This window comes from Paenibacillus sp. (genome assembly GCF_035645195.1).
Classification (GTDB): Bacteria; Bacillota; Bacilli; order Paenibacillales; family YIM-B00363; genus Paenibacillus_AE.
On record NZ_DASQNA010000033.1, the window covers coordinates 242,405 to 248,619 of the forward strand.

The following is a 6,215-nucleotide window of genomic DNA, read 5'->3' on the forward strand; positions in this document are numbered from 1 at the left end:
AACGCGCGTCGGGATACGCGATCGGATATACGCTGCTGCTCGCGCTGGCCGTTTTTCTGATGGGTCCGTTCTTGTGGATGCTGAGCGCTTCGCTGATGCCCGGGAAAAACATTTTCACCTTTCCGCCGACGATCGTGCCGACGTTCATCGATTTCGCTAACTACGTCGAGGTTTGGAATTTTATGAACTTCCCTCGCTATATCGGCAATACGCTGATCATTACGTCGCTCGGCATCGCCAGCAACGTCTTGCTGTCGTGCCTAACGGCGTACCCGCTCGCCAAGCTTCGGTTCCGCGGCCGGGGCGTCGTCTTCGCGATACTCGTTTCGACGATGATCATCCCGTCGTCCACCGCGATGGTCGTTCATTACGTCACGCTGCGCGCCTTCGGTCTGCTTGATACGTTCGTCGGCGTCGTCCTTCCTTCCGCGGTGTCGGTGTTTAATATTTTTTTCATGCGTCAAACGTTTTTGGGCGTACCCGACGAGCTTCGCGAATCCGGCAAAATCGACGGAGCCTCGGAATTCCGTATTTGGTGGCAGCTCATGCTGCCGCTCGTGAAGCCCGGGATCGCGGTCATCGTCCTGCTGGAGATGATGGCGTTCTGGAACAATTTCCTGTGGCCGATGGTCGTGCTGGGCGATCCGGAGCAGTATCCGATCGCGTCCGCCTTGACGTATTTGAACGGGCAATTTTCGTATAACTTCGGTTGGATCGCCGCCGGGACGATTTTGTCGGTCATTCCGATCATCGCGGTGTTCTTGTTTACGCAGCGTTATTACATGGAAGGCATGGCCGGCGCGTTGAAAGGGTGAGGCAGACCGGCAGAGGGGGGCTAAGGATGCTGTCGGGGGCGAAAATCGTATACGTGCCGTTGGACGAACGGCCTTGCAATTACGAATTTCCGTATTTGTTGGGAAAATGCGCCGGGCTGTCTCTCGTCCGCCCCGGGATTGATCTGATGGGGCGGAAAAAGATTCCGGCCGACGTCGACGCGCTGTGGGCATGGCTCGAGCGGGAATGCGCCGACGCGGACGGGGCGATCCTGTCGCTCGATACGCTGCTGTACGGCGGGCTCGTTCCTTCCCGCCTCCACCGGCTGAGCGCGGAGGCATGCGCCGGACGGCTGACAAGATTGCGCGAACTGAAACGCCGCAATCCGCGGCTAACGCTGTTCGCGATTCACCTCATTATGAGGTGCCCGCAATATTCGAGCTCGGACGAGGAGCCCGACTATTACGAGCATTATGGGCGCGAGCTGTTCCGCAAAGGATATCTCGCGCATCGCCGGGAGCTCGGCATCGCGGACGAGGCCGAGCTTGCGGAGCTGGCCGCCGTCGAAGCGGCTCTGCCCCGTGCCGTCGAGGACGACTATCTCGGACGCCGGGCGATCAACGTCGAGGCGAATCGAGCAGCGCTCGCGTACGTGGAGGAAGGCGTCATCGATTTTCTCGCCATTCCGCAGGACGACGCCGCGCCGTACGGCTGGACGGCGAAGGACCAGCAGCGCGTCCGCGAGGAGATCGGAAGGCGGAACGCGGAGCTGCGCGCGTTGATGTATCCGGGCGCGGACGAGGCGGGCTGCACGCTGCTCGCCCGCATGATCAACCGGATCTGCGGCGCGATGCCTCTCGTATATCCGCGGATGTCGGGAGCGGGATCGCCGTTCGTGACGCCGCTGTACGAAGACCGGCCGCTGTTCGAGAGCGTGAAGCTGCACATCCTTGCGGCCGGCGGACAGACGGCGGCGTCGGCGCAGGAGGCCGATCTGCTGCTGCTCGTCAACGCGCCGGGCGCCGAGATGGCCGAATCGAACGTGCAGGACCGTCCGTCCGCGGCCTATCAAGTGCTTCGCAACGCTGTCGAACTGGTAGAGTTCGGAGCTTTCGCGATGCGCCGGTTCGGCAAGCCGGTCGCGGTCGCCGACGTCGCGTACGCCAACGGAGGCGACCTGCAGCTGCTGAAGCTGCTCCGGCAGCAAGGCGTCCTGTTCGACCTTGCCGGCTACGCGGGGTGGAACACGAGCTCGAACAGTCTCGGGACGGCGATCGCGCAGCTGATGATGTACGGGCTTTTCGGCCGAACGGAGGCGCATCTAGATTTTCTGGCGCTGCGGTTCGCGGAGGATTTCGGTTATTGCGCCGTAGTTCGCAAGGCGATGGCGGAAGGACCGATCCCGGAGATGGGGATGTCTTATTTCGCTGTCGACGGCCCGCGCGGGCGTGCGGCGGAGATGGCAAAGGAACGGCTGCGGCGGTTCGTTCAAGCGTATGTCGATACCGATGCGATGCGCGTTGAAATCGTGGATGTGTATATGCCGTGGAGCCGGATGTTCGAAGCGGGGATGACAGCGAAAGCGGTATTACGTAACGAATAGGGTGACGCGGATGAAAGTGACCGAGCTAGTGAAACACGGCATTATCGTATCTTGCCAGGCGCTCCCTCATGAGCCGTTGTACGGCTCGGAAACGATGGCGAAGATGGCCAAAGCCGCGGAGCAAGGCGGCGCCGTTGCGATCCGCGCCAATACGAAGGCAGATATCGTCCGAATCAAGCGGACGGTGTCGCTCCCGGTGATCGGGATCGTCAAACGCGAGTACGCCGGGTCGGACGTGTACATTACGCCGACGACAACAGAAGTAGATGAGTTGGTTGAGGCGGGAGCGGACATGATCGCTTTCGACGCCACGCCGCGCCCCCGGCCGGACGGATGCACGCTGGAGGAATTGGTGCTCTATATGAAAGAACGCGGCCTCCCGGCGATAGCCGACATCTCGACGCTCGAAGAAGCGGCGTATGCCGAGTCGCTCGGCGTCGCCGCCGTCGCGACGACGTTGTCGGGCTATACGCCGTATTCCCCGCGGCGGACCGATCCGGACTTCGAACTGGTCGCGCAGGCGGCCCGCCGTCTGCGCATCCCGGTATTCGCCGAAGGGCGCGTGAGCGAGCCGGCGCACGTCTCGCGGCTGCTGGGGCTTGGGGCGCATTGCGTCGTCGTCGGCGGCGCCATCACCCGTCCGCAGCTCATCACGCATCGGTTCGTCGCCGCGGCCAAACAAGGGAGCGTAAGGACGCATGGACATCAAGCTGAGAGTTAACACGAACTACCCGTCGTTCACGAAGTCGGAACGGAAAGTGGCTGACAGCCTGCTGGAACGCGCGGACGATATCATTTTTTACTCGGTGACAGAATTCGCGGACGTCTCCGGCGTCGGCGAGACGACCGTGATGCGGTTTTGCCGCAAAATCGGGTTTAAGGGCTATCAAGACTTCAAGCTGGCGCTCGCGCAAGACGTGAGCGCCCGGAGAACCGAGACGGACGTTCCGGATTCGGCGGATTTCGCCCAGCTCGTGTATTCCGAGACCGTGAGCATTCTTCAGGACAGCATGAGTTTGCTCGATAAAGCCAAACTGGAACAAGCGATCGATCTGATCGATCGGGCGGGCCAAGTGCAGTTTTTCGGCGTCGGCTCCTCCGGCATTACGGCGCTGGACGCTAAAACGCGGTTTCTCCGCATCGGCCGGCGCGCCGAGGCAGTCGCCGACGCGCATTTTCAAGCGATGATGGCGGCGACGATGGGACCGGGGGACGTCGCCTTCGGCATCAGTCTGAGCGGAAGCACGCTCGACACGGTCGACATTTTGACGAAGGCGAAGCGAAGCGGCGCCTCCGTCGTCGCGATGACGAATTACGCGAAATCGCCGGTCGCCTCGGTCGCCGACGTCGTCCTGCTGACCGCCGGGAAGGAAGCTCCGCTCGAAGGCGGATCGATCGGCGCGAAAATTTCGCAGCTGTTCTTGATCGACCTCATCTGCGAAGGGCTCGCCCGCAAAGATTTGGCTCGGGTGAAGGAAAGCAAAGAGAAGATGGCTCGAGCCGTCGTAGACAAGATCTATTAAGGGGCTGTTCATGGTGCGAAAATTGAATGCCGACATCGTCATCATCGGCGGCGGATTCGGCGGCACGGCAGCGGCGCTCGCGGCGCTGAAAGAGGGTATGCGGGTAATCGTGACGGAAGAAACCGATTGGATCGGCGGCCAAGCGACGGCCCAGGCGGTGCCGCCCGACGAGCACCGTTGGATCGAGTCGTTCGGCTGCACCGCTTCGTATCGGCTGTTCCGCAATCGGATTCGGGATTACTATCGCTCGCACTACCCGTTGACGGAGAAGGCGGCCGCCGACCCGCACCTCAATCCCGGCAACGGCTGGGTGAGCCGGATCGCCCACGAACCGAAGGTCGCGCTGAGGGTGCTCGAGGATATGCTGGCGCCGTACGCGAACAGCGGGCGCCTTACCGTCCTGTACCGCACGACGGCGGTAAGCGCCGAGGTTGATGTCGACCGCGTGAAGTCCGTCATCGTATGCCATGCGCCGAGCGGCCGTCGAACTGTATTGACCGGCCGATATTTTCTGGATGCGACGGAAACGGGCGAATTGCTGCCGCTCGCCGGCGTCGAGCACGTCTCCGGCGCGGAAGCGCGGAGCGAAACGGGCGAGCCTCACGCTTTGGAGGAAGCCGACCCGCTCGATATGCAGTCGATTACGCACGTCGCGGCGCTCGATTATGTGGAAGGCGGACGGTTTGTGATCGATAAGCCCGAGCAGTACGAATTTTGGAAATCGTACGTCCCGTCTTTTTCCCGGTATCCGATCTTGGATTGGAACGCGATGGACGCCGACGGGACGCGGACGAAGCGGTTTACGCTGTTTCCGAACGAAGCCGGCATCGTTTCGCTGTGGGACTACCGCCGAATATTGGACCCCGTTCATTTGGCGCATCCGATATACGACGGCGAACTGACGCTGCTCAATTGGCCGCAGAACGACTATTTCCTTGGCCCGATCATCGGCGTCGCGGCGGAGGACCGTCGGCGTCATCTCGAGGCCGCCCGTCAACTGACGCTGTCGCTGGTGTTCTGGCTTCAGACGGAAGCGCCTCGCCTGGACGGCGGGAAAGGCTATCCGGGGATCCGGCTGCGCGGCGATGCGCTCGGGACGGAGGACGGGCTCGCGAAAGCGGTATATGTTCGGGAATCGCGGCGGATCAAAGCCGTGTACACGATTACGGAAAACGACGTCAGCTTGGAGGCGCGCGGATCGGAAGGCATCAAAACGTACGAGGACAGCGTCGGGGTAGGCAGCTACCACCTTGATCTGCATCCGACGACGGTCACGCAGCGCGGATTTTATATCCCGACCACGCCTTATGAAATTCCGCTGGGCGCTTTGATCCCGATCCGAATGGCGAACTTGCTGCCGGCCTGCAAAAACATCGGCACGACGCAAATTGCCAACGGCTGTTACCGGCTGCATCCAACGGAATGGAACGTCGGCGAAGCGGCCGGTTTTTTGGCGGCGTACGCGGTTCGAACCGGCGTCGCTCCGCGGGAGGTGCGGGAGCGGAAGGAGCATCTCGATGCATACCTTGCGCTGCTGGAGGTTCACGGCGTCGAACGCCGCTGGCCGAGGAGCGTGCATGAGGAGATGTCGGGCCGTACATCTTCATAAGAGAAGTTCATTTCGAGATCCTTCGTTTTTCCATCATAGCTTGAAAATTGGAGGGGACAATATACCTGTTCGTCATTCCAAAAGCGACAAACAGGAGGCTCCTCATGAAACGGAAACTGCTTCTGGTGCTCAGCGCCATTTGCGTATCCGCATCGGTGGTTACCGCATGCGGCGGCGCCGGCGACAACGGGAACGCGCAAATGAACAACGTCAACGGATACTCCCAGCAGCGCAACAACGGAGCCATGAACAATGGCAACGGCGTGCAGGGACCTACGCTTCGCCCGAGCGGCTACGAAGACAATCGCATCGGCGGTTCTCGCGACGTCGGCTCGAACGGAGTCGGCGTTTCGGGGACGAGCAACAACCGCCGCGCCGCCGACGACGGCATGGGCAACAACTGATAAAGCCGACCGCTTGCTCCTCCGTCCACGCGCGGAGGAGCTTGCTTTATATCCTTGGTAAAAGATTCCTGTTGCATCTGTGCGACAAGGGATGGTATTATGATTTTCCGCCGCTGATTACGACGGTGGACGACAGCGACGAGTGAGAAATTACCAGTTGCAAAGTCGCAAGGAAATATGATATATTCAAATTCCGGTCGCGAAAAGCGAATCGGACAAGCAAGAAGGCAACACAAGCTTGCTCCTTGAAAACTGAACAACGAGCGCATACGCGCTGTGAGCAATCACAGCAAAGTTTTAAA

The 6,215-nt window shown here is 60.8% G+C and carries 6 protein-coding genes; all 6 read left to right on the top strand.

Annotated features, from left to right (window positions below; translation table 11 throughout):
* Window positions 1–20: 20 nt before the first annotated feature.
* The 6 genes from VE009_RS18560 (at window position 21) to VE009_RS18585 (ending at window position 5,913) form a co-directional block, all read left to right on the top strand.
* Window positions 21–815, top strand: a complete 795-nt coding sequence (locus VE009_RS18560) for a carbohydrate ABC transporter permease (protein ID WP_325010183.1) — start codon at window positions 21–23, stop codon at window positions 813–815.
* A 26-nt stretch (window positions 816–841) separates the two neighbouring features.
* Window positions 842–2,377 carry a DUF4127 family protein gene (locus VE009_RS18565; RefSeq protein WP_325010161.1) on the top strand — a complete coding sequence of 512 codons (1,536 nt, stop codon included), beginning with the start codon at window positions 842–844 and terminating at the stop codon, window positions 2,375–2,377.
* Between the two features lie 10 nt (window positions 2,378–2,387).
* A complete protein-coding gene (locus VE009_RS18570; RefSeq protein ID WP_325010163.1) occupies window positions 2,388–3,098 on the top strand; it encodes an N-acetylmannosamine-6-phosphate 2-epimerase in 711 nt (236 codons plus the stop codon).
* Window positions 3,076–3,900, top strand: coding sequence for a MurR/RpiR family transcriptional regulator (locus VE009_RS18575; RefSeq protein WP_325010165.1), 825 nt, complete (start codon window positions 3,076–3,078; stop codon window positions 3,898–3,900). The genes VE009_RS18570 and VE009_RS18575 overlap by 23 nt, the downstream gene beginning before the upstream one ends.
* A gap of 10 nt (window positions 3,901–3,910) precedes the next feature.
* The gene (locus tag VE009_RS18580; RefSeq protein ID WP_325010167.1) at window positions 3,911–5,509 is read left to right on the top strand and encodes an FAD-dependent oxidoreductase; all 1,599 of its coding nucleotides are present in this window, start codon (window positions 3,911–3,913) and stop codon (window positions 5,507–5,509) included.
* Window positions 5,510–5,613: 104 nt separating this feature from the next.
* The gene (locus VE009_RS18585) at window positions 5,614–5,913 is read left to right on the top strand and encodes a hypothetical protein (RefSeq protein WP_325010169.1); all 300 of its coding nucleotides are present in this window, start codon (window positions 5,614–5,616) and stop codon (window positions 5,911–5,913) included.
* The last annotated feature ends 302 nt before the right edge of the window (window positions 5,914–6,215 follow it).

Coding starts and splice junctions, on each gene's coding strand:
- VE009_RS18565 (WP_325010161.1), top strand. CDS start 842: ATGCTGTCGGGGGCGAAAATCGTATACGTGCCGTTGGACGAACGGCCT.
- VE009_RS18575 (WP_325010165.1), top strand. CDS start 3,076: ATGGACATCAAGCTGAGAGTTAACACGAACTACCCGTCGTTCACGAAG.
- VE009_RS18570 (WP_325010163.1), top strand. CDS start 2,388: ATGAAAGTGACCGAGCTAGTGAAACACGGCATTATCGTATCTTGCCAG.
- VE009_RS18580 (WP_325010167.1), top strand. CDS start 3,911: ATGGTGCGAAAATTGAATGCCGACATCGTCATCATCGGCGGCGGATTC.
- VE009_RS18585 (WP_325010169.1), top strand. CDS start 5,614: ATGAAACGGAAACTGCTTCTGGTGCTCAGCGCCATTTGCGTATCCGCA.